This is a genomic window from Nocardia sp. NPDC050406 (assembly GCF_044459025.1).
GTDB lineage: Bacteria > Actinomycetota > Actinomycetes > Mycobacteriales > Mycobacteriaceae > Nocardia.
The window spans coordinates 809,539-829,569 of sequence record NZ_JBITIM010000003.1; the positions used below are offsets into that span (position 1 = coordinate 809,539).

The 20,031-nt window shown below is 67.2% G+C and carries 20 protein-coding genes; 7 read left to right on the plus strand and 13 right to left on the minus strand.

Going from position 1 to position 20,031, the window contains the following annotated elements; all coding sequences use genetic code 11:
• Positions 1–12: 12 nt before the first annotated feature.
• Entirely contained in the window at positions 13–1,305 is a 1,293-nt protein-coding gene (locus ACIBH2_RS27090; RefSeq protein WP_397122359.1) for a S8 family serine peptidase, read from the plus strand.
• 551 nt (positions 1,306–1,856) lie between these two features.
• Here the strand turns inward: ACIBH2_RS27090 and ACIBH2_RS27095 are convergent.
• Both ACIBH2_RS27095 and ACIBH2_RS27100 read right to left on the minus strand, forming a co-directional pair.
• The gene (locus ACIBH2_RS27095; RefSeq protein ID WP_397122361.1) at positions 1,857–2,186 is read right to left on the minus strand and encodes a hypothetical protein; all 330 of its coding nucleotides are present in this window, start codon (positions 2,184–2,186) and stop codon (positions 1,857–1,859) included.
• A complete protein-coding gene (locus ACIBH2_RS27100; protein WP_397122363.1) occupies positions 2,186–3,409 on the minus strand; it encodes a Rieske 2Fe-2S domain-containing protein in 1,224 nt (407 codons plus the stop codon). Before ACIBH2_RS27100 ends, ACIBH2_RS27095 begins: the two co-directional genes overlap by 1 nt.
• A gap of 197 nt (positions 3,410–3,606) precedes the next feature.
• Here ACIBH2_RS27100 and hsaA point away from each other — a divergent pair, with 197 nt between their 5' ends.
• From hsaA to hsaB, 4 genes are read left to right on the plus strand one after another with little or no spacing between them, the layout of a single operon-like run.
• Positions 3,607–4,776: a 3-hydroxy-9,10-secoandrosta-1,3,5(10)-triene-9,17-dione monooxygenase oxygenase subunit gene (gene hsaA, locus ACIBH2_RS27105; protein WP_397122365.1), complete on the plus strand. Its 1,170-nt coding sequence runs from the start codon at positions 3,607–3,609 to the stop codon at positions 4,774–4,776.
• Positions 4,777–4,779: 3 nt separating this feature from the next.
• Complete coding sequence (gene hsaD, locus ACIBH2_RS27110) at positions 4,780–5,658, plus strand: 4,5:9,10-diseco-3-hydroxy-5,9,17-trioxoandrosta-1(10),2-diene-4-oate hydrolase (RefSeq protein WP_397122368.1); 879 nt, start codon at positions 4,780–4,782, stop codon at positions 5,656–5,658.
• Positions 5,659–5,660: 2 nt separating this feature from the next.
• Positions 5,661–6,560 carry an iron-dependent extradiol dioxygenase HsaC gene (hsaC, locus tag ACIBH2_RS27115; RefSeq protein ID WP_397122370.1) on the plus strand — a complete coding sequence of 300 codons (900 nt, stop codon included), beginning with the start codon at positions 5,661–5,663 and terminating at the stop codon, positions 6,558–6,560.
• Between the two features lie 14 nt (positions 6,561–6,574).
• The gene (gene hsaB, locus ACIBH2_RS27120; RefSeq protein ID WP_397123042.1) at positions 6,575–7,159 is read left to right on the plus strand and encodes a 3-hydroxy-9,10-secoandrosta-1,3,5(10)-triene-9,17-dione monooxygenase reductase subunit; all 585 of its coding nucleotides are present in this window, start codon (positions 6,575–6,577) and stop codon (positions 7,157–7,159) included.
• A 140-nt stretch (positions 7,160–7,299) separates the two neighbouring features.
• Here hsaB and ACIBH2_RS27125 read toward each other — a convergent pair whose 3' ends face one another.
• The 5 genes from ACIBH2_RS27125 to ACIBH2_RS27145 all read right to left on the minus strand — a co-directional run bounded on the left by ACIBH2_RS27125 (position 7,300) and on the right by ACIBH2_RS27145 (position 12,348).
• The gene (locus ACIBH2_RS27125) at positions 7,300–8,235 is read right to left on the minus strand and encodes an AraC family transcriptional regulator (RefSeq protein WP_397122372.1); all 936 of its coding nucleotides are present in this window, start codon (positions 8,233–8,235) and stop codon (positions 7,300–7,302) included.
• Between the two features lie 154 nt (positions 8,236–8,389).
• Complete coding sequence (locus tag ACIBH2_RS27130) at positions 8,390–9,319, minus strand: NADP-dependent oxidoreductase (protein WP_397122374.1); 930 nt, start codon at positions 9,317–9,319, stop codon at positions 8,390–8,392.
• Positions 9,320–9,516: 197 nt separating this feature from the next.
• The gene (gene dmpG, locus ACIBH2_RS27135; protein ID WP_397122376.1) at positions 9,517–10,569 is read right to left on the minus strand and encodes a 4-hydroxy-2-oxovalerate aldolase; all 1,053 of its coding nucleotides are present in this window, start codon (positions 10,567–10,569) and stop codon (positions 9,517–9,519) included.
• A gap of 11 nt (positions 10,570–10,580) precedes the next feature.
• On the minus strand, positions 10,581–11,522 hold the full coding sequence (locus ACIBH2_RS27140) for an acetaldehyde dehydrogenase (acetylating) (protein ID WP_397122378.1): 942 nt from the start codon (positions 11,520–11,522) through the stop codon (positions 10,581–10,583).
• Positions 11,523–11,562: 40 nt separating this feature from the next.
• On the minus strand, positions 11,563–12,348 hold the full coding sequence (locus ACIBH2_RS27145) for a 2-keto-4-pentenoate hydratase (protein ID WP_397122380.1): 786 nt from the start codon (positions 12,346–12,348) through the stop codon (positions 11,563–11,565).
• Between the two features lie 143 nt (positions 12,349–12,491).
• Here ACIBH2_RS27145 and kstD point away from each other — a divergent pair, with 143 nt between their 5' ends.
• Together kstD and ACIBH2_RS27155 are read left to right on the plus strand one after the other, a co-directional pair.
• Complete coding sequence (kstD, locus tag ACIBH2_RS27150; protein WP_397122382.1) at positions 12,492–14,195, plus strand: 3-oxosteroid 1-dehydrogenase; 1,704 nt, start codon at positions 12,492–12,494, stop codon at positions 14,193–14,195.
• 383 nt (positions 14,196–14,578) lie between these two features.
• Positions 14,579–15,439 (plus strand): MaoC/PaaZ C-terminal domain-containing protein, encoded by an 861-nt coding sequence (locus ACIBH2_RS27155; RefSeq protein ID WP_397122384.1) that lies wholly within the window; start codon positions 14,579–14,581, stop codon positions 15,437–15,439.
• Here ACIBH2_RS27155 and ACIBH2_RS27160 read toward each other — a convergent pair.
• The 6 genes from ACIBH2_RS27160 to ACIBH2_RS27185 all read right to left on the minus strand — a co-directional run bounded on the left by ACIBH2_RS27160 (position 15,430) and on the right by ACIBH2_RS27185 (position 19,881).
• Positions 15,430–15,630, minus strand: a complete 201-nt coding sequence (locus ACIBH2_RS27160; RefSeq protein WP_397122386.1) for a hypothetical protein — start codon at positions 15,628–15,630, stop codon at positions 15,430–15,432. The two genes, ACIBH2_RS27155 and ACIBH2_RS27160, sit on opposite strands and share 10 nt — an antisense overlap.
• Positions 15,631–15,722: 92 nt before the next feature.
• The gene (locus ACIBH2_RS27165; RefSeq protein WP_397122388.1) at positions 15,723–16,166 is read right to left on the minus strand and encodes a hypothetical protein; all 444 of its coding nucleotides are present in this window, start codon (positions 16,164–16,166) and stop codon (positions 15,723–15,725) included.
• A complete protein-coding gene (locus ACIBH2_RS27170; protein ID WP_397122390.1) occupies positions 16,163–17,440 on the minus strand; it encodes a DUF58 domain-containing protein in 1,278 nt (425 codons plus the stop codon). Before ACIBH2_RS27170 ends, ACIBH2_RS27165 begins: the two co-directional genes overlap by 4 nt.
• Positions 17,437–18,399, minus strand: a complete 963-nt coding sequence (locus tag ACIBH2_RS27175; RefSeq protein WP_397122392.1) for an AAA family ATPase — start codon at positions 18,397–18,399, stop codon at positions 17,437–17,439. The genes ACIBH2_RS27170 and ACIBH2_RS27175 overlap by 4 nt, the downstream gene beginning before the upstream one ends.
• A gap of 20 nt (positions 18,400–18,419) precedes the next feature.
• On the minus strand, positions 18,420–18,923 hold the full coding sequence (locus ACIBH2_RS27180) for a hypothetical protein (RefSeq protein WP_397122394.1): 504 nt from the start codon (positions 18,921–18,923) through the stop codon (positions 18,420–18,422).
• Between the two features lie 40 nt (positions 18,924–18,963).
• Entirely contained in the window at positions 18,964–19,881 is a 918-nt protein-coding gene (locus ACIBH2_RS27185; protein WP_397122396.1) for a DUF4129 domain-containing protein, read from the minus strand.
• Positions 19,882–20,031 lie beyond the last annotated feature (150 nt).

Below are 20,031 nucleotides of genomic sequence, written 5' to 3' on the forward strand. Positions count from 1 at the left end.
TAGGAGTATGAAATGCCTGATGTAGCACCGCGAATCATCGTGAAACTGGATCCCGGGCAGGTGAGCGTTCCCTATCAGGACAATGCCCACCTCGCGCTCGGCGGGTTCGCGCAGCTCGCGTGGAATACGCTGACCGCCTCGTTCCCGGGGGTAGACCTGGCGCTGAACCGGCTGTTCAGCACGCAGTCCGAGGGGCAGGTTCGCGCGCTGCTCGACGCTGCGGCGACCAATAGCGGGCTCACCCCGCCGGATCTGCTGAATGTGATGGCCGTCGACTTTCCCCGCGGCATCGACCCCGAGGGGCTGCTCGGGTTCGTGCGGGCGCTGCCCTTCGTCGAATTCGCCTATGTCGAGACGCCGACGGAGCTGGCGGCGGTCGATCCGTCGAACGATCTGCTGGCGGCCGCGCAATTCCATTTGCTGCCAGCGCCGTTCGGGGTGGAGGCGTTCTTCGCCTGGAGTCTGCCCGGGGCCGATGGGGCGAATGTGCGCATCGCCGATATCGAGTACGGGTGGGATCTCACGCACGAGGATCTGGTGGGCGGAAATATCGCGCAGTTGAATGCCAGTGTGCCCGGCCATGCGTTGCATTCGACGGCGTGCCTCGGGATTCTCGTCGGTCAGGACAACGACCGGGGCATCGTCGGTCTCGCGCCGCAGGCGAAGGCGGCGGTGGTCAGTGCGCTGCAGCCGTCGCTGCCGGACGCCTTCGTGCTCGCCGTCGGATTCCTGCAGGCCGGGGATGTGCTGCTCATCGAGGTGCAGTCCGCGGGCGGCGGGCCGGTGGAGATCGACCCGCACGTGACCATGCTCATCCACGCGCTGACCCTGCTCGGCATCGTGGTGGTGGAGCCCGCCGGAAACGGCCGCCAGGATCTGGACGCGCTACTGCGCGCCGACGGTACGAGCCTGCAACGCGGCGCGTTCAATTTCGTCGACTCGGGCGCGATCATGGTCGGCGCACGCCAAGCACTCGTACAGGACCCCATGTCCTTCACGTCCTTCGGCAGCCGCGTCGACTGCCACGCCGCAGGCGAGAACATCGTCACCACCTCGGTAGCCCCCGCCCAATACATGGGCATCCTCCCCGGCACCGGCTTCGGCGGCACCTCGGGCGCGAGCGCCATCATCGCGGGCACCGCCGCCATAACCCAAGGCATAGCCCGAGCCCGAGGCACCACCCTCACCCCCACCCAACTACGCACCCACCTCTCCAACCCAACCTTCAACACCCCCACCAACAACCCCGCCACCGACCGAATCGGCGTAATGCCCAACCTGAAGGAAATAGCCGCCCGCATCTAGAGAGCAGGAATCCCCGTCTCTCGAAACTCTCGTGCCCCGCTGCTGAAGCAGCGGGGCACGATGAACGGGATAGCGGGACAGCACCTCTCGCACGAAAGGCACACTCCCCACCCGCTGTGAAGATGAGCGCCCTGCCCGCGCAGCCATCAGGGCGAGCCCGAGGACCGCCTACACCGCACCCCCTGCGAGGCGACCGCCACGGAGCGGCCGATCGACGCACCCGCGAAGGAGCCCCCTACCGCGCACCCGAAGGAACGGCTCCCGGCCTAGCCATAGAGGCCCACTCCTCCACTCACAGCTGCGCTCCGCTGCACAAGACGCGGGGCCGTGTGCACTCCCGCTTCTCACGACTGCGCCCGCTGCACAAGGCGCGGGGCCGTGTGCACTCCCGCTTCTCACGACTGCGCCCGCTGCACAAGGCGCGGGGCCGTGTGCACTCCCGCTTCTCACGACTGCGCCCGCTGCACAAGGCGCGGGGCGGTGCGCACTCCCTCTTCTCATGGCTGCGCCCCGCTGCGTCAGCAGCGGGGCGCGAGAGGCCGGAGAGGGGGTTAGTCCTCTATTTGGAGAATGCCTTCGGCGACGGCGTGGTCGATGGTTTTCTCCAGGTTCGGGCAGGAGTCGGGTTTGCCGAATGCTGGTCCGTTGGCGGCCAATTGGCGGAAGACCGGGCAGGTGTCGGCCGGGTTGGTCGTCCATTGAACCGTTTTCTGCTGGGTGCTGTGTTTGAGCACCAGGACTTCGGTGCCGCAGGACTGGCAGGAGAGGGGGGTGAGGCCCGACTCCAGGTAGCGCTTCTTGTCTTCGACCGTCTGGGCGCGCACCATGGCCTGCCGCTCGGGACGGTCCGCGAAATCGGGTGCCTTCGCCCAGGTGGTCATCAGACTCCGGCCTCCTGCGAGCGTGCGTCCGATTCGGCCTGCGCCGCTTCGGCTTCCGCCTTCTTGCGCATGTTCTCGGCGACCTCCAGCTCCCAGGCCTCATTGGCCTTGGAGGTGTCCACCTCGAATTCGAAGCGCTGCGTGGACTTCGGGTCGATGTCGGCGACGTCCACGTAGAACTGGTCGTACCAGCGACGCAGCTGGTAGACGGGGCCGTCCTCCTCGGTCAGCAGCGGGTTGTCGATCTTGGACTTGTGCTTCCAGATCTCGACATCCTGCAGGAAGCCCTCGCTCACGCCCTCGGTCATCTTCTCGGCGAACGAGGCGGCCTGATCGTCGGGCAGGCCCTCGGGCTTCTCCAGCGTGACACCCCACTGCAGCACGAAGCTGTCCTGCGTCACCGGGTAATGGCAGTTGATGAGGACCGTGTTCACCTCGTACCCGCCGTAGATGTTCTTGAGCGGGTTGATCATGTAGGACGGCCCGAAGTACGACGCCTCGGATTCGAGCAGCACCTCCATCCCGGCGGCGGCCGCCATACCGACATCCGGGCGGCCCTTGGTCTTCAGGTACTGCGTCGCGACATGCCCCTCGAAGACATTCTTGAAGAAGGTCGGGAAGGCGTAGTGGATATAGAAGAAGTGCGCCATATCCACGACGTTGTCGATGATCTCGCGGCAGTTGGAGCCCTCGATGTGCAGGGTGTGCCAGGTCCACGGCGTCCACCGATCGCTGCGCGTCTCGAGACCGTTGCCCTCGGCATCGCGGAACGCGCCGTCGATGTACGGGATGGTCACCTCGTCCGGCGGCGGATTGCCCTCGTGGTCGTGCCAGACGAACAGCTGGCCGTTGCGCACCAGCGTGGTCCAGGCCCGAGTGCGGGCCAGCGGGGGCACGCGCCGCGCGTACGGGATGCCCGTGCACTTGCCATTGCCGCCCCAGCGCCAGTCGTGGAACGGGCAGGCGATGTCGTCGCCCTTGACCTCGCCCATCGACAGGTCGCCGCCGAGGTGACGGCAGTAACCGTCCAGCACCTGCAGCTCGCCCTTGCTGTCGGCCCAGACCACCAGCTTCGTGCCGAACGCGTTGACCGAGTGCGGTTTACCGTCGCGGAACGTCTCGACCAGGCCAAGGCAATGCCAGCCCCGGGCATACCGGGTGGGCATGCTGCCCACGTCGATCTCGCGAACCTTTCCGCGGGGCCCCTGGGGGGTTGTTGCCATCGTCCATCCTCCTCTGGAAGTACTAGAACACGTTACAAAATAGAGTGGGCTATGCGCTAGCTAGAAGTTGGATAACCAGGACAGAGCCCGGTTCGACCTGGGTATGAACTCTGTTCTCGACAGAGAATAAGAACATGTTCTAGTCTCGAACCCAGATGAATACGTTCCCGATCTACCAGGCAGGAGCAACTGGCGAGATGACGCAAGAAGTAGTGGAGCGGGTCGAGGCGCTGTTGCCCACATTGCGCGACCGCGCGCAAGAGGCGGAAGACCTGCGCCGCCTGCCCGAGGAATCCGTCAAGGACCTGCAGGAAACCGGCTTCTTCAAGTTGCTGCAGCCGCGCCAGTGGGGTGGCTACGCCGCCGATCCCGTGGTCTTCTACGACACCGTGCGCAAGATCGCCAGCGCCTGCGGGTCCACCGGCTGGGTCTCCGGCATCATCGGCGTGCACAACTGGCACCTGGCACTGTTCGACCAGCGCGCGCAGGAAGAGGTCTGGGGCGAGGACACCGACGTGCGCATCTCCTCGTCCTACGCTCCGATGGGCGCGGGCGTGGTGACCGAGGACGGCGACGGCTACACCGTCAACGGCAAGTGGGCCTGGTCGTCGGGCTCCGATCACGCCACCTGGGTGGTCGTCGGCGGGCCGGTGATCAAGAACGGCAAGCCGGTCGACTTCGGCTCGTTCCTCATCCCCCGCACCGATTACCGCATCGACGACGTCTGGAACGTGGTCGGCCTGCGCGGTACCGGCTCCAATACGATCGTCGTAGAGAACGTATTCGTACCCAAGCACCGCTTCCTCAGCTTCCGAGCCATGGGCGAACTGAAATCGCCTGGCCTGGAGCAGAATACCGACCCGGTGTACAAGATGCCTTGGGGCACCATCCATCCCACCACCATCTCCACCCCCATCGTGGGCATGGCCTACGGCGCGTACGACGCGCACGTGGAGCATCAGGGCAAGCGGGTGCGCGCGGCCTACGCGGGCGAGAACGCCAAGGACGATCCGTTCGGCAAGGTGCGCATCGCCGAGGCGGCCAGCGATATCGACGCCGCGTGGCGGCAACTGTCGGGCAATGTGGCCGACGAATACGCCTACCTCGTCAAGGGTGAGGAGGTGCCCTTCGAGCTGCGCGCCCGCGCCCGCCGCGACCAGGTGCGCGCCACCGGCCGGGCCATCGCCTCCATCGACAAGCTCTTCGAGGCCTCCGGGGCGACGGCGCTGGCCAACGGCACTCCGCTGCAACGGTTCTGGCGCGACGCGCACGCCGGTCGGGTGCACGCGGCCAACGACGCCGAACGCGCCTATGTCATGTACGGCACGCACGCCTTCGGGCTGCCCGTCGGCGACACGATGGTGTAGCCGATGACCGCACTGATTGAGATCACCTTCGAATCCACCTCGCGTTACGCGCAGGTACGCGAGGACCTGAAGCTGCACTACCACGAGGCGGGCGTCGGCAACGGGCCCACCATCGTGCTGCTGCACGGCGGCGGGCCGGGCGCTTCCTCGTGGTCCAACTTCGCGAAGAACATTCCGGTACTGGCCAACGACTTTCACGTCATCGCCCTGGACCAGCCCGGGTTCGGACTGTCCGACAAGCCGGTCGACCACCCGCAGTACTTCGTGCACGCCGCCACGGCGCTGAAGGATCTGCTCGACACCCTCGGCATCACCGAACGCGTGCACCTGCTGGGCAATTCGCTCGGCGGCGGCACCGCCACCCGCTTCGCGCTGGACTTCCCGGATCGCGCGGGGAAGCTGGTGCTCATGGGCCCGGGCGGGCTGAGCGTGAACATGTTCGCGCCGGACCCCACCGAGGGCGTGAAGCTGCTCAGCAAGTTCAACTACGAGCCGACCCGCGAGAACCTCGAGGCGTTCCTGCGGATCATGGTCTTCGACCAGAAGCTCATCACCCCCGAACTGGTGGAGGAGCGCTTCGCCTCGGCCTCCACCCCCGAGGCGCTGGCCGCCACCCGCGCCATGGGAAAGTCCTTCGCGGGACCGGACTTTCAGAAGGGCATGATCTGGCGCGACGCCTACAAACTGCGTCAGCCCGTGCTCATGATCTGGGGTCGCGAGGATCGGGTGAACCCCGTCGACGGCGCGCTGGTGGCACTTAAGATGGTGCCGCGCGTGCAGTTGCACGTCTTCGGCGGCTGCGGTCACTGGGCGCAGCTGGAGAAGTTCGACGAATTCAACCGTCTGGCAACCGATTTCCTGCTGGGCGTCAAGGAGAAGTGACCATGAGCATCAAGGCGCTCGGATACATGCGCATCGAGGCAACCGATATGGCGGCCTGGCGCGAATACGGCCTCAAGGTGCTGGGCATGATGGAGGGCAGCGGAGCCAATCCGGACGCTCTCTACCTGCGCATGGACGATTTCGCGGCGCGTCTGGTCATTGTCCCCGGCGAACAGGACCGGCTGCTGGTCTCCGGCTGGGAGGTCACCGATCGCGCTGGGCTGCAAGCTCTTCGGGAGACGCTGTCCAAGGCCGGGGTCTCCTTCGTCGAGGGCACCAAGGAGGAGCTCGACGAGCGCCGGGTCGAGGGCATGATCCGATTCCAGGATCCCTCCGGCAATACGCTCGAGGCGTTCTTCGGAGCGCAATACCTGGGCCGCCGGTTCGTCAGCCCCTACGGGCACAAGTTCGTCACCGCCGAGCAGGGTCTGGGCCATGTGGTGCTGACTTGCACGGATGACGCCGCGGCACAGGCGTTCTACCAGGACGTGCTCGGCTTCCGGCTGCGCGACTCCATGCGGCTGCCCCCGCAGCTGGTGGGGCGGCCCGCCGACGGCGAACCGGCGTGGCTGCGGTTCTACGGCTGCAATCCGCGCCATCACGCGCTGGCCTTCCTGCCGCTGCCCAATCCCACCGGGATCGTGCACCTCATGGTCGAGGTGGAGAACTCCGACGATGTCGGGCTCTGCCTGGATCGCGCGCTGCGCAAGAAGGTGAAGATGTCGGCGACGCTGGGGCGGCACATCAACGACAAGATGCTGTCGTTCTACATGAAGACGCCGGGCGGCTTCGATATCGAATTCGGCTGCGAGGGTTTGGAAGTCGAAGACGAGTCGTGGATCGCGCGGGAGTCGACCGCGGTCAGCCTGTGGGGTCACGACTTCACCATCGGATACAAGTGAGCGGCGGGGCGGATATGACCACCGACGAACTTCCCGAGATCGACGGGCGGCGGTTCCGGAATGTGCTGGGGCAGTTCTGCACCGGCATCACCATCATCACCACCTTCGATGGGGTGGACGGGGAGCGCAGCCCGATCGGCTTCGCCTGCCAGTCCTTCGCCGCGCTGTCGCTGGAACCGCCGCTGGTGCTGTTCTGCCCCACCAAGACCTCGCGCTCCTGGGCGGCGATCGAACGCTCCGGCAAGTTCTGCGTGAACATCCTCGCCGAGGAACAGCAGGAGGTGTGCGCTCGCTTCGGTTCCCGTGAACCCGACAAGTTCGCCGGAACCTCCTGGCACACCTCGGATCTGGACCTCCCGGTGCTGGACGGCACCTTGGCCACACTCCAGTGCACCGTGGCCGATGTGCGCGACGGCGGCGATCACTTCATCGTGATCGGACGTGTCCTGGCCCTGTCGGAATCCACGGATTCCGACAGGCCGCTGTTGTTCTACCGAGGGCAGTACACCGCCATCGAACCGAAGAAGAGCACGCCCGCGCCCTGGCGCGCGGACCTCGAGCACTTCCTCACGACCACGACGCTGGATACCTGGTTGTAGACAACTCTCGTAGCTCTCAGGGGCTTCGCCCCTGAAACCCCTGGGGCATCAGGTGGTCGGGCCCCTGCGCGTATGCGGGGACTCGCCTCTGGCACTCCAGGGATATCGGGAGTCAGCCCCCTGCGCTTGCGCAGGGGGCTTCAAGCCGCTGTGCGGGCTTGGCGGCGGTATTGGCCTGGGGCTACCTGGTATTCGCGTTTGAAGGCCTTGCCGAAGGCGAATTCGTTGGCGTATCCGGCGCGGGCGGCGACCGTGCCGATGGGGAGGTCTTCCTCGCGGAGTAGCCGGGCGGCGGTGGTGAGTCGCCAGCGGGTGAGGTAGGCCAGTGGGGGTTCGCCGACCATGGTGGCGAACTTCTTGGCGAAGGCCGCGCGAGACAGGCCCGCGCGGTCGGCGAGGGATTGCACGGTCCAGGGTGCGGCGGGATTGTCGTGGATGGCGGAGAGCGCCGGGGCCACGGCCGGATCCCGCAGTGCGGCGGCCCAACCCACGGCGGTCGAGGCGGGCTGGTCCTCGATCCAGGCGCGCAGGATGTAGAGCAGCAGCGAGTCGATGAGCGCGGGCACTATGCCGTGCGATCCGATGCGGGGATTGTCCAGTTCAGCACGGAGCAGGGTGACGGCGGCGGCCAACTCCGGATGGCGGCCGGGGCGGGCCGGGAGGTGAATGAACTCCGGGAGCTGCTTCAGCAACGGGTGCGGACGCGTGCCGTCGAGGTGGTAGTTCCCGCACAGCAGGCTGGTCAGCGGCCCGTTTTCGCCCAGTGTCACCGCCCCGATCGGCGGCCGCATCTCGGTGTACTGATCAGGCCGGGGCACGTGAGCCGGGGTATCCGGATGGTCGGCGAGGATATGCCCGGCACCATCGCGCACGAAGATGACATCCCCGGCACCGAGCGCGACCGGCTCGAAGGTGTTCTCGGAGGGATAGATCCAGCAACTGCCGTGCAGGACGACGTGGAACCCAGCACCCGCCACCGGGGGCATCCGCAGCCCCCACGGCGCGCGCCCCTCGGTCCGCACCGAGGCGGGCGCACCCGTCCGCATCGACGCCAATGCTTCCGTGAGGACATCCATCTCGTTCTCCTCGGCCGATTCCGGTTCGGCCCCGACCCTTCCGTCGCGCTCACTCCGAACGCGTCTGCCAGCATCACCGCGTGCTCTCGGCCGGAATCCACCACTGCCGGGTGCGACGCCGACGTCGTGGATCCCGACCGACAGCGGGCGCGCCTCAGTTGTGGACCGTGAGCACGACCTTGCCCACAGTCTCCCCGGAGCCCACGATCTCGTGTGCCTTGCCCACGCTCTCCAGCGGGAGGGCTTCGGCGATGTGAGGGCGCAGCTTACCGCTGTCGACCAGTTCGGCGATGGCTTCCAGGGCGGCGTAATCCGGTTCGACCGAGACCCCAGCGAAGCGGCGGCCCGCGGCCTTGACCTGGGCCTCGCGCTCCGGGTTCATGTGCTCCATGATGCTGACCAGCACGCCGCCGGGCTTCAGAACCCGCAGCGAGCGTTCACCGTCGGCATTGGAGTCGAACACCACGTCGAGGTCGCTCAGCACCTCGGTGTAATCCGTTGTGCGGTAGTCGATCACCTCGTCCGCGCCGAGGCCGCGCACGAAATCGTGCTTGGCGGCGCTGGCCAGTGCGATGACGTACGCGCCGCGCGCCTTGGCGATCTGCACCGCCAGGTGCCCGACACCGCCCGCGGCACGGTGCACGAGTACGCGGTCGCCGGGGCCGACGTGAGCCCTGTCCACCAGGCCCTGCCAGGCGGTGAGTCCGGCCAGCGGCAGCCCGGCGGCCTCGATGTGGCTGAGCGACTTGGGCTTTCGCGCCACCTGACGCGAGGGGGTGGCGACGTACTCGGCGTATCCGGTGGCGGCGCGCGGGAAGAACGGCATGCCGTACACCTCGTCACCGACCTCGTACCGCGCACCCGGCCCGACCTCCTCGACCACACCGGAGATATCCCAGCCGACGCCGAAGGGCGGCTCGCCCAGCAGTGGGAAGTAGCCCGCCCGCACCGCGACATCCACCGGATTGACGCCACTGGCGTACACGCGCACCAGCACCTCACCGGAGAGCAATCGCGGCTTCTCGAGCTCCGCGACCTCGAGCACCTCGGGTCCGCCGAGCGACTTCTGGATTACCGCACGCATTGTCCTACTCCTTGACTTCGTGGTCCGTCGATCTGACGTGTTCCACGCTATGAAGTCCGGACAAGACTTTGAATAGCCATAAGTCTGGGCTTTTTATCCATCCGTCTTCGAGAGAGTTCGGAAACGGGAAAGGGCCGCGATCGAAGTCGATCGCGGCCCTCCCGGTGTCACCCCCGGAACCGGTTGTCCCTCCGAGCTCAGGCGGTGACGGTCTGCTGTTCCCGCTGGAGTTCCAGGGCGATATCGATCAGTTGGTCCTCCTGGCCGCCGACCAGCTTGCGCTTGCCCGCGCGAACGAGCATTTCGGCGGCGGAGACGCCGTAGCGCTCGGCCTGACGCTCCGCGTGACGCAGGAACGACGAGTAGACGCCAGCGTAGCCCATCATCAGGGCCTGCCGGTCGAGCAGACATTCGGCGGGCATGGCCGGGCGGACCACATCCTCGGCGGCATCGGTGACCGCGAAGAAGTCGACGCCGGTCTTGATGCCGAGCTTGTCGCAGACGCCGATGAAGGCCTCCACCGGCAGATTGCCCGCACCCGCGCCGAATCGCCGTGCGCTGCCGTCGATCTGGGTGGCACCGGCGCGCACCGCGTAGACCGAGTTGGCGACGGCCAGGCCCAGGTTCTCGTGGCCGTGGAAGCCGACCTGCGCGTCGTCACCGAGCTCGGCGACCAGTGCGGCGACGCGGTCGGTCACCTGCTCGAGCACCAGGGCCCCGGCGGAGTCGACGACGTAGACGCACTGGCAGCCCGCGTCGGCCATGATGCGCGCCTGCTTGGCCAGATTCTCCGGCGTGGTGCTGTGCGCCATCATGAGGAAGCCGACCGTCTCCAGGCCGAGTTCCCGTGCGAGACCGAAGTGTTGGATGGAGACATCGGCCTCGGTGCAGTGGGTGGCGATGCGGCAGATGCTCGCGCCATTGTCCTGAGAGATCTTGATGTCTTCCTTGACGCCGACACCCGGGAGCATGAGGAAGGCGATCTTGGCCTGCTTGGCGGTCTCCGCGGCGGCCTTGATCAGTTCCTGCTCAGGGGTTTTCGAGAACCCGTAGTTGAACGAGGATCCGCCCAGTCCGTCGCCGTGCGTCACCTCGATCACCGGCACACCCGAGTTGTCCAGGGCGGCAACGATATCGCGCACTTCGGTGACGGTGAACTGGTGGCGCTTGTGGTGCGAGCCGTCGCGCAGCGAGGTGTCGGTGACGCGCACATCGAGTTCGCCCGAGAAGGGCTTGAGCACGTTGTTCATGTCGAATCTCCTTACACCCGTGCCGCTGTGTCTGTTTGGTCGCCTCGCTGCGCTCGGCTCCGGATCTGATCAGCGAGCACATCGCCCACGCGGGTGGCGGCGGCGGTCATGATGTCGAGGTTGCCCGCGTACGGCGGCAGGAAATCCCCCGCCCCCTCGACCTCGACGAAGATCGAAACCTTCGCCATCCCACCGGAAACCATCGACGGATCGTCGAACTGCGGATCGTTGAGCAGCCGGTAGCCGGGCACGTACTCCTGAATCGACTTCTCCATCCGGTGGATGGACTCGGCGATGGCATCGCGGTCGGCATCCTCGGGAATGGCGCAGAAGATGGTGTCGCGCATGATCATCGGCGGCTCGGCCGGATTCAGAATGATGATGGCCTTGCCGCGCTTGGCCCCGCCGATGGTCTCCACACCCTTGGAGGTGGTCTTGGTGAACTCGTCGATATTGGCGCGGGTACCCGGTCCGGCCGACACCGACGACACCGAGGCCACGATCTCCGCGTACTCCACCGGCACGACCCGAGAGACGGCCGCCACCATGGGAATCGTGGCCTGGCCGCCGCAGGTGATCATATTGACGTTCGGCGCGTCCACCAGCGAATCGAGATTGACCGGCGGAATCACGGCCGGGCCGACGGCCGCGGGCGTCAGGTCCACCGCGCGGATTCCGGCCTCGGCGTACTTGGGCGCATAGGCGCGATGCACGTACGCCGAGGTCGCCTCGAAGAGCAGATCCGGCTTCTCCGGCAGCGCCAGCAGCCAGTCCGCGCCCTCGGCCGAGGTCTCCAGCCCCAGTCCGCGCGCCCGCTTCAGCCCCTCGGAATCCGGGTCGATGCCGATCATCCAACGCGGCTCGATCTTCTCCGAACGCAGCAGCTTGTACAGCAGATCGGTGCTGATATTGCCGGAGCCGACGATCGCGGCGGTGACCTTGTTTGCAGTCACGGCAGTTCTCCTACTCGGTGTCTTGTCCAGTGAACGGCCGTCAGCTGAAACGCAGACGGACGGAACCGAGTCCAGCGAACTCGGCGAGGAAGTCGTCGCCCGGACGGGCGTCGATGGCGCGGGTGCAGGAGCCGGGCAGCACGATGTCGCCCTTCTTCAACCGCACACCGAACGAGGCGACCTTGCGGGCCAGCCAGGCGACCGCGATGGTCGGATCGCCGAGTACCGCGTCGCTGCGACCCTCGGCCACCACTTCACCGTTGCGGGTGAGTACGGCGTCGATCTTCTTGATATCCAACTGATCCGGGGCGATGCGCTCGGGGCCGAGCACCCAGCCCGCGGAGGAGGCATTGTCGGCGATGGTGTCGCACAGGCCGATCTTCCACTCCTTGATGCGAGTGTCGATCAGCTCGATGGCGGGCGCGTAGGCGACGGTGGCGCGCAGCACGTCCTCCTCGGTGCACTCCTCGCCCGGAAGGTCTTCGCCCAGCACGAATCCCACCTCGACCTCGACGCGCGGGTAGAGGTACTTCGAGGTGTCCACCGCAACGTCCTCGAAGACTTCCATCTCGCCGAGCAGATGGCCGTAGTCCGGCTCGTCCACGCCCATCATCTGCTGCATGGCCTTCGACGAGAGACCGACCTTGTGACCGATCACACGTGCGCCATTGTCGACCCGCTGGCGAATGTTGAGGAGCTGGATCTCGTAGGCATCGACGACATCGATGTCGGGATGCCGCGCCACCAGCGGATCGAGCGGCACCCGATCGCGCTCGGCGACGGCGAGCTCTTCTGCCAGTTCCTTCCGTACCGCGTCGGACAGCACGCTTGTTTCCTTCCATAGGGGGCCAGGCTCGTGGCCCGGGCAGTACCGAGCTTAGGAATTGGAACGAGTTTTCGAAGCGAGATTCGTCCCAAGAGTCCCAGCTGCCAGACCAAGATAGACCAAACCAGGTTTGATTCTATAACGTGTTCTACATGAACGATCGGGTATATGACGTGGTGGTGGTCGGCAGTGGTGCCGCGGGGATGACCGCCGCCCTCACCGCTGCCCACAACGGGCTGCGCGCGGTGATCATCGAAAAGGCCGCCCATTACGGCGGATCCACGGCGCGCTCCGGCGGTGGCGTGTGGATTCCCGGCAACAAGGCGCTGAAGGCGGCCGGACGGCCCGACGACCGCGAGGAAGCACGTCGCTACCTGCACAGCATCATCGGCGACGTGGTGCCCAAGGACCGGATCGACACCTATATCGACCGCGGCGCGGAGGCCTTCGACTTCGTCCTCGACCACACCCCGCTGAAGATGAAGTGGGTGCCGGGCTACTCCGACTACTACCCGGAAGCGCCGGGCGGCAGGCCCGAGGGACGCTCCTGCGAGCCGAAGCCGTTCAATGCCAAGATCCTCGGCGCGGAGCGGTTCAACCTGGAACCCCCCTACGCCAAGGCCCCGCTCAATGTCGTGGTCATGCAGGCCGACTTCGTGCGCCTGAACCTCATCAAGCGCCACCCCAAGGGCATCATGCGGGCCATGCGCGTCGGCGCGCGCACCTACCTGGCCAAGTGGACCGGCAAGCACATCCTGGGTATGGGCCAGGCGATCATCGCCGCCATGCGCAAGGGGCTCATGGACGCGAATGTGCCTGTGCTGCTGAATACTCCGATGACCAAGCTGGTCGTGGAGAACGGCGTGGTCACCGGGGTCGAAGCGCTGGTTGACGGCGAGCCCGTGGTGTTCACCGCCAAACACGGCGTCGTCCTGGGCAGCGGCGGGTTCGAACAGAACGCGGAGATGCGCACCAAGTACCAGCGCCAGCCCATCACCACCGAGTGGACGACGGGCGCGCAGGCCAATACCGGCGACGGCATCATCGCGGGTATGGAGGCGGGCGGCGACGTCGGCTTCATGGAGGACGCCTGGTGGGGGCCGACCATCTTCAAGGGCGGCAAGCCCTGGTTCGCGCTGGCCGAGCGGAATCTGCCCGGCACCATCATGGTCAACGCCGACGGCAAGCGATTCGGAAATGAGTCCGCTCCTTACGTCGAGGCTGTGCACACCATGTACGGCGGCGAATATGGTCAGGGTGAGGGTCCGGGCGAGAACATCCCCGCGTGGTTGGTGTTCGACCAGCGCTACCGGAACCGCTACATCTTCGCCGGATTGCAGCCTGGTCTGCGGATTCCGTCCCGCTGGATGGAAAACGACCTCATTGTCAAGGCCGATTCGCTGGAAGAGTTGGCGGCCAAGATCGGGGTGCCCGCCGAGAATCTCGGGGCCACCGTGGCGCGGTTCAACACATTCGCCGAGACCGGCAAGGACGAGGACTTCGGCCGCGGCGACAGCCACTACGACCGGTACTACGGCGACCCGACCGTGAAGCCGAATCCGTGCCTCGCCGCTCTGGTGCAAGGCCCGTTCTACGCCGCCAAGATCGTGCCGGGCGACCTCGGCACCAAGGGCGGCCTGGTGGCCGACACCTCCGGGCGCGTCCTGCGCGAGGACGGCACCGTCATCGAGGGCCTGTACGCCTCGGGCAACTGCGCCACGCCGGTCATGGGCCACACCTACGCCGGTCCCGGCGCGACCATCGGACCGGCCATCACCTTCGGCTACCTGGCCGTGCTGGATATCGCCGCCAAGGCGAAGCAGCGGCCCGCCGAGAAAGCGTCCTGAACCGTCCCAACCCGGTTCAGGATCGGGTTGGGCGCGTCCGGGTCACAGCGAGCGCGCCCAACCCACCCTTGCCCGTCGGTGCCTGCACACCGCGGGCAGGACAACCGAATACGCACCATCCGAAACACATCTGAATACCCAGCACGGCCGTCGGGGGCATACCGGCCCGGCGTGCGGGCTCGCGGCCCGGTGTTCTTCCGCTCATGGCAGGACGCCGGGCCCCGCCCGTCGAACCGGGCGCGCGGGTCCCACCGAACGGGCGTGGGCTTGCGCCGACACACCGGCGGCCAACAGGATCGGAAGCGGTGCGCCCGCCGGTGGCCCCGACCCGATCCCGCACGGATACCCCTGGCGCGCGCCATGGACTTTCACGAGGAGACGTCATGCCCATCGACCTGAACAGCGCACTCGGCGCGGAGATCCCCGGGCGGGAGTTCGCCTGGTCGCCGAGCGATGTGCAGATCTACAACCTGGCATTGGGCGCGGGCGGGCGCTGGACCGAACCGGCCGAACTGCGCTACCTCGACGATCGCGCGCCGCAGGTGCTGCCCTCCTTCGCCACGGTCGCCCCCTCGTTCCACGAGACCGAACCGCCGAAGGTGAAGTTCACCGGTATCGACATCGACCTCGCCAAGGTGGTGCACGGCAGCCAGGAAATCGTGGTGCACAAGCCGATTCCGGCCTCCGGCAAGGCCACCACGGTCGGGCGCGTCACCGATATCTGGGACAAGGGCTCGGCCGCCGTGGTGTGGCGCGAGGACACTGTCACCGACTCCGACGGCGAAGCGCTGTGGACGGCGCGCTCCTCCATCTTCGCCAAGGGCGAGGGCGGCTTCGGCGGCGAGCGCGGCCCGTCGACCAAGAGCGAACTGCCCGACCGCGCACCGGATTTCGAGGTGCTGACCCCGACCCTGCCGCAGCAGGCGCTGCTCTACCGCATGTGCGGTGACCGCAACCCGCTGCACTCGGACCCCGAATTCGCCCGCAACGCTGGCTTCCCCAACCCCATCCTGCACGGACTGTGCACGTACGGCCTGGTCCTCAAGACCGCCACCGATACCGTTCTCGAGTCGGATGCCGCCCGCGTCCAGGGTTTCCGCGCGCGCTTCGCCGGAGTGCTGTACCCGGGCGAGACCATCCGTACCCGAATCTGGCGCTCCGACAACGAACTCACCATCGCCGCGACGGTGGTGGAGCGCGAGGACGCGCCGGTTCTCAACGACGTGGTGCTCACCTACGCCTGATCGCGCGCGTTCTGGGCGTGTATCACCTTGGCGTACGAGGCGTAGCGCTCGGCGGCCGCGATCTTCGAGGCCGCCTGGCGCAGTGTCTTCTCGGCATCTGCCATGGCCTGCTCCGTCTCGGCGCGGGCCGCGGCGATGCGGGTAGTGGCCCTGCGGATCTGGGCGATGGCGGCCTGCGGGTTGTGCGACATGTCGGGACTCCTTCGGTCTGGTCCGGCGGTTCCGGATGATCGAAGAATTGCGCGGGCCGCTGACAAACGACTGACAGCGCCGTGACCTCGGGTTATGGCGCGGGGGATGCCGCGGCTCGGCGATCGGCCAGGCCGTGGATCAACCAGGCGTAGAGCACGATGACGATGATCGGGGCCGCTATGGGCGCCCAGGCCAGGTCGAGCGGGAGGACCGAGGCCGCACCCGCCGCGACGGTGAAGACCAGAGCGCCCGCCACCGAAGGGACCGTGGTGGGGACCACGCCCAGGGGCGCCGAGACGGTGGCCGTGTTCAACAGGTAGGTGGTGGCCACCAAACCCGTTGCGCCAGCGATCAATGCGGTGGTGTCCAACCAGGTCAGCACCGACAGCGCCGCCAAGACCGCGAGCACCGCGCAGACGCGCCACTGCCAGCCCGCCACCACGAACACCAGTACCGGAATCGCGGTCCACGGCTCGATCAGGGCCACAGCGACCGCCAACAGGAGCCCGGAGAGAACGGCTAGGAATCTGGTCATCGGCGTACCCGGACTGCTCGGCGGTGGTGGTCGGGGATCAGGCGCATGACCTGGTCCAGGCGGGTGCCCTCGGGCCAGGAGACGATATCGACGCCCACCGTGCCCATATCGCGGTACATCGACGCGCGTTCCAGCTGCCACATGCGCGCCAAGGTGGGGTCGAGCCCCTGGGCGAACGGCGCGCCACGCAGCACATCCACCACGACCACCACGTGACCGCGTTTTCGCAGATCGATGAGGGCCAAGGCGAATTGGGTGTCGAGCAGGGTGGAGAAGGCCACCACGATGGCCCCGATCGGCACGGCCGTGTGCGGGGCGAGCGTGCCCTGCGTGGGATAGTGCTCGTCGCCGACATCGAGGACGGCGTCGACGATCCGATAGAACTGGCGGCGGCCGATATCGGGTCGCAGCCACCGCGGCGAGCGGCCGAGACAGACGACCGCCGTGCGGTCTCCGGCCTGTAGCGCGGATTGCGCGACCTGGGCGGCGCCGCGCACCGACAGTTCGAGGGAATCCGAGGCGGGGCCGGGTGCTTGTAGCGAAGTATCCACCAGCACAACCACATCCGCCGCGCGGTTGGTGAAGCGCTCGGTCACGAACAATCGCCCGCGCCGCGCGCTCACCGGCCAGTTCACCGTGCGCAACTGGTCACCGGGGGCGTACAGGCGCACATCGGCGAATTCGACGCCGGGACCGTGACGCCGGGTGAGATGGGTGCCCATGCGCTCCGGAAGTTCGGTGCGCGGCAATCGCATTCGCTGCGGATCCGCGATGGGGTATACGAAAACCTCACCGGCGGGCAGGAATACCGATGCCACCGCCAGACCCGCCGGGCTCAAGGCGGAGACGCGCATGGGCACCGGGTACCGCCCCCAGCGCGGCGACGACAGTGCCAGGCGCAATCCGGCGGGCACCGCGCCCGAATCCACCGACTCCTCGACCCGCAACTCCATGCCCGCGACCGGCACCGGATGCAGCCGCAGCAACGCGTGCCCCGACTCCACGAAGGTCCCGACCGACAGCGTCACCTCCTCGGTCTCGAAGCACCGCAGCACCCCGGCGCCGTCGACCTGGATGCGAGTCCTGGTCTGCTGTAACGGCGCGGTGGCCAGCACTCCGAGCATGGGCGCGGCGAACACCACCAGCTGCCACTTCCCGAGCACGATCGCCAACACCAGCGCCGGTGCCGAGACCGCCGCCAGCATGTACACCAACGGCGCTGGCCGCCACCGCAATTCGGCCTCGGTGGCGGTGCTGGTATCTCGGTGCCTCATGCCGTGGTGGCGCGCGGCACCGGCAGCCGCCGCAACAGTTCGGCGATGACGTCCTCGCCGCGAATGCGCCGCACCCACATCTCCGGGCGCAGCGTGATGCGGTGCGCGATGGCCGGAATGGCCAGGGCCTTCACATCTTCGGGCACCACGAAGTCGCGTCCGTGCAGCAGCGCCCGCGCCCGCGACATCTGCACCAGATCGAGTTCGGCGCGCGGGCTCGCACCCACCTCCACCTGCGGATGCCCGCGCGTCGCCGCCGCCAGCGACACCACGTAGCTCACCACGTCGGGGTGCACGCTCACATATTCGATCGACTGCCGCATCTCCATCAGGCCCTCGGCGTCGACGACCTGCCCGATCTGCGCCGGAGCCGACCCGCGCTCGAGTCGCCGCCGAATCATCTGCGTCTCATCGGATTCGGAGAGGTAGCCCAGCCGCAGCTGCATGGCGAACCGGTCCAGCTGCGCCTCCGGCAGCGGATAGGTGCCTTCGTACTCGATCGGATTGTCGGTGGCCATCACCACGAAAGGCTGTGGCAGCGGGAAGGTTTCGCCGTCGATGGAGACCTGTCCCTCGGCCATGGCCTCCAGCAGCGCGGCCTGGGTCTTGGGCGGGGTGCGGTTGATCTCGTCGGCGAGCAGCATATTGGTGAACACCGGCCCGCGCCGGAAACTGAAGCGCCCCGAGTGCATGTCGTAGATGGTGGAGCCGATCAGATCCGCGGGCAGCAGGTCCGGGGTGAACTGCACGCGGGTGAACGACAGGCCCAGCGCGGACGCGAAGGACCGGGCGATCAGCGTCTTGCCCAGCCCGGGCAGGTCCTCGATCAGCACATGCCCGCCGGACAGCACCGCGATCATGATCAGCTGTAGCTCGTCGCGCTTGCCGACCACTACCCGGGACAGTTCCCGCAGCACCGCCTCGGTGCGCTTGATGGTGATGTCCATCGGTGATGTCATGTCGTGTCTCGCATCTCGTGTCACATGTTCTGAAGGCGGCGCAGGATCTCGTCCAGGGCCGCGCGGCCCGGCGCGCGCGTGGTCTGATCGCGCAGTGCGGAATTGGCCGGATCCACCCAGCGCCACAATTCCGGGCCGAACTGCAATATCCCCGCCGCCTCGGCCGCCCGGCGGTTCTTGGCGTGCCGGTGACCGCTGGACAGTTCGAACTCCTTGGCCAGCAGGGGCCGCAGGTGGCGGTCCCAGTCGGCGCGGGTGCCCTCCGCGCGGTCGGAGAGCATCTGGGCCCGCGCCTGCCACCGTTGCAGCATTTCGGCGGGGCCGTTGTCGACCTCGTTGTCCGCCAACCCGTCCGGGGCCTCGCGGCGCGATCGCTCCACCAGCGACCAGATGAGCAGACCGAGCGCGCCCGCCACCGGTATCGCGGCGACGATCAGCAGCGCGTCGCGCTGGTTCGCGATGGCGATCAACTCGAACAGGCCGACCAGCGCCAGCGCCACGATGACGACGACCATACGGTTCATCACCGGACCCCCATCCGAAACCACTGCGGGGCACGAGTTCTCATACCGTCTGCCCCTGTAGGTCCTGCAATACGATACGCAGCAGCTGTTCGGCCCGCATCCGCTGCCACTCCAACATGGCGTGCGGGCTGAAGCGCGCCTCCTCGAACAGCGCCACCAGCTCGCGGGCCGAAGCATCGTGCAGCACACCGCGTTCGAAGGCCCGGGCCAGCACCTCCGACGGGGTGTCGGAGGCCAGCGGTGCGACCTCGCGGGCCTGCGCCAACCCGCTCTCCATGGCCACGTAGCAGGCGATGATGGCGGTGCGCGGGTCCTGGCCGGGCGCGATCATGGCCGCCAGACCCATCTCCGCGACCTTGGCCAGCGATACCGTCTCCGGTTTCGCGGCGGGCGCGGGCGCGGTGTTGTGCGCCATGGGTCGCCGACGCGAACCCACCGCGACCACCACCAGCCCCGCCAGCGCCACCGCGATCAACATGATGGAACCGGCGACCACGAGGAACAACGCGGGGCCGCTCAAGGGTGGCAGGGAGACCGTGTCCTGCGGTGGCGCGGTGACTTCGGTGGGCGTGGGTCCCGGTGTGGCGGTGCCCCGCACGGTGGGAGCCTGCTCCTCGCGCGCGGGCCCGACCAGGTACACCGACACCACCGTGGTGAGCAGTAGCGCGACTGCCGCCAAGCCGATGATGATCATCAGCCCGATCCGGCTCAGCCGCAGCCCGCGCGGCGCCGAATCGCGGTCGCGCTCCGGCATGGACAGCGGCAGTCGATGCTGGCTGTTGAGCACCCCCGCCCACAGAATGACCACCGAGACCAGCAGCAACACCGGCATGAGGGCGACCGCGACCACCGACGGCGGTCGTGGCACCGACGGTCCACCCGTGCCGGGAATGTAGCCGCGCAGGGCGATGACGGCGAGCATCACCAGCGCGATCAGTCCGATCGCGCGCGATGCCACCGCGCCCGCCCCAGTCACGAGCACCCCCAGCCAACCAGAGTCCTGCACAAAACAGGGTCATAGTTACATGCCAAGCAGTCCCTCGGGACGGAATTCACGATCCCGGGTTACATGCGCATCGCGCATAGGTGGCCGGTTTTCCCACCGACG

Bases quoted from the DNA above. Each gene is read 5' to 3' on its own strand.
- ACIBH2_RS27090 (WP_397122359.1), top strand. From the start codon at position 13: ATGCCTGATGTAGCACCGCGAATCATCGTGAAACTGGATCCCGGGCAG.
- ACIBH2_RS27095 (WP_397122361.1), bottom strand. From the start codon at position 2,186: ATGACCACCTGGGCGAAGGCACCCGATTTCGCGGACCGTCCCGAGCGG.
- ACIBH2_RS27100 (WP_397122363.1), bottom strand. From the start codon at position 3,409: ATGGCAACAACCCCCCAGGGGCCCCGCGGAAAGGTTCGCGAGATCGAC.
- hsaA (WP_397122365.1), top strand. From the start codon at position 3,607: ATGACGCAAGAAGTAGTGGAGCGGGTCGAGGCGCTGTTGCCCACATTG.
- hsaD (WP_397122368.1), top strand. From the start codon at position 4,780: ATGACCGCACTGATTGAGATCACCTTCGAATCCACCTCGCGTTACGCG.
- hsaC (WP_397122370.1), top strand. From the start codon at position 5,661: ATGAGCATCAAGGCGCTCGGATACATGCGCATCGAGGCAACCGATATG.
- hsaB (WP_397123042.1), top strand. From the start codon at position 6,575: ATGACCACCGACGAACTTCCCGAGATCGACGGGCGGCGGTTCCGGAAT.
- ACIBH2_RS27125 (WP_397122372.1), bottom strand. From the start codon at position 8,235: ATGGATGTCCTCACGGAAGCATTGGCGTCGATGCGGACGGGTGCGCCC.
- ACIBH2_RS27130 (WP_397122374.1), bottom strand. From the start codon at position 9,319: ATGCGTGCGGTAATCCAGAAGTCGCTCGGCGGACCCGAGGTGCTCGAG.
- dmpG (WP_397122376.1), bottom strand. From the start codon at position 10,569: ATGAACAACGTGCTCAAGCCCTTCTCGGGCGAACTCGATGTGCGCGTC.
- ACIBH2_RS27155 (WP_397122384.1), top strand. From the start codon at position 14,579: ATGCCCATCGACCTGAACAGCGCACTCGGCGCGGAGATCCCCGGGCGG.
- ACIBH2_RS27160 (WP_397122386.1), bottom strand. From the start codon at position 15,630: ATGTCGCACAACCCGCAGGCCGCCATCGCCCAGATCCGCAGGGCCACT.
- ACIBH2_RS27165 (WP_397122388.1), bottom strand. From the start codon at position 16,166: ATGACCAGATTCCTAGCCGTTCTCTCCGGGCTCCTGTTGGCGGTCGCT.
- ACIBH2_RS27170 (WP_397122390.1), bottom strand. From the start codon at position 17,440: ATGAGGCACCGAGATACCAGCACCGCCACCGAGGCCGAATTGCGGTGG.
- ACIBH2_RS27175 (WP_397122392.1), bottom strand. From the start codon at position 18,399: ATGACATCACCGATGGACATCACCATCAAGCGCACCGAGGCGGTGCTG.
- ACIBH2_RS27180 (WP_397122394.1), bottom strand. From the start codon at position 18,923: ATGAACCGTATGGTCGTCGTCATCGTGGCGCTGGCGCTGGTCGGCCTG.